Below are 1,745 nucleotides of genomic sequence, written 5' to 3'. Positions count from 1 at the left end.
CTGCTGTTTTTCATCAGACAATCTGTGTGAGCACTGCAAAGGCAGGTTCTTTAAGGTAAGGAGGTGATCCAACCGCAGGTTCCCCTACGGTTACCTTGTTACGACTTCACCCCAGTCATGAATCACAAAGTGGTAAGCGCCCTCCCGAAGGTTAAGCTACCTACTTCTTTTGCAACCCACTCCCATGGTGTGACGGGCGGTGTGTACAAGGCCCGGGAACGTATTCACCGTAGCATTCTGATCTACGATTACTAGCGATTCCGACTTCATGGAGTCGAGTTGCAGACTCCAATCCGGACTACGACGCACTTTATGAGGTCCGCTTGCTCTCGCGAGGTCGCTTCTCTTTGTATGCGCCATTGTAGCACGTGTGTAGCCCTGGTCGTAAGGGCCATGATGACTTGACGTCATCCCCACCTTCCTCCAGTTTATCACTGGCAGTCTCCTTTGAGTTCCCGGCCTAACCGCTGGCAACAAAGGATAAGGGTTGCGCTCGTTGCGGGACTTAACCCAACATTTCACAACACGAGCTGACGACAGCCATGCAGCACCTGTCTCACAGTTCCCGAAGGCACCAATCCATCTCTGGAAAGTTCTGTGGATGTCAAGACCAGGTAAGGTTCTTCGCGTTGCATCGAATTAAACCACATGCTCCACCGCTTGTGCGGGCCCCCGTCAATTCATTTGAGTTTTAACCTTGCGGCCGTACTCCCCAGGCGGTCGATTTAACGCGTTAGCTCCGGAAGCCACGCCTCAAGGGCACAACCTCCAAATCGACATCGTTTACGGCGTGGACTACCAGGGTATCTAATCCTGTTTGCTCCCCACGCTTTCGCACCTGAGCGTCAGTCTTTGTCCAGGGGGCCGCCTTCGCCACCGGTATTCCTCCAGATCTCTACGCATTTCACCGCTACACCTGGAATTCTACCCCCCTCTACAAGACTCCAGCCTGCCAGTTTCGAATGCAGTTCCCAGGTTGAGCCCGGGGATTTCACATCCGACTTGACAGACCGCCTGCGTGCGCTTTACGCCCAGTAATTCCGATTAACGCTTGCACCCTCCGTATTACCGCGGCTGCTGGCACGGAGTTAGCCGGTGCTTCTTCTGCGGGTAACGTCAATTGCTGTGGTTATTAACCACAACACCTTCCTCCCCGCTGAAAGTACTTTACAACCCGAAGGCCTTCTTCATACACGCGGCATGGCTGCATCAGGCTTGCGCCCATTGTGCAATATTCCCCACTGCTGCCTCCCGTAGGAGTCTGGACCGTGTCTCAGTTCCAGTGTGGCTGGTCATCCTCTCAGACCAGCTAGGGATCGTCGCCTAGGTGAGCCGTTACCCCACCTACTAGCTAATCCCATCTGGGCACATCTGATGGCAAGAGGCCCGAAGGTCCCCCTCTTTGGTCTTGCGACGTTATGCGGTATTAGCTACCGTTTCCAGTAGTTATCCCCCTCCATCAGGCAGTTTCCCAGACATTACTCACCCGTCCGCCACTCGTCACCCGAGAGCAAGCTCTCTGTGCTACCGTTCGACTTGCATGTGTTAGGCCTGCCGCCAGCGTTCAATCTGAGCCATGATCAAACTCTTCAATTTAAAAGTTTGATGCTCAATGAATTAAACTTCGTAATGAATTACGTGTTCACTCGTTGAGACTTGGTATTCATTTTTCGTCCGAGGACGTTAAGAATCCATGTCACTTTGAGTGCCCACACAGATTGTCTGATAAATTGTTAAAGAGCAGT

Annotated in this window: 1 rRNA gene; it reads right to left on the bottom strand. The window is 52.7% G+C overall.

The window, feature by feature from the left end:
* Positions 1-56: 56 nt before the first annotated feature.
* Positions 57-1,596: ribosomal RNA gene (locus AK59_RS0110640) — 16S ribosomal RNA — on the bottom strand.
* Positions 1,597-1,745 lie beyond the last annotated feature (149 nt).

The sequence above is a fragment of the Enterobacter sp. T1-1 genome (assembly GCF_000710795.1).
In the GTDB taxonomy this organism is placed as follows: domain Bacteria; phylum Pseudomonadota; class Gammaproteobacteria; order Enterobacterales; family Enterobacteriaceae; genus Enterobacter; species Enterobacter cloacae.
The sequence above is the reverse complement of the archived record's forward strand: the minus strand, read 5'-3'. Positions and strand labels throughout refer to the sequence as shown.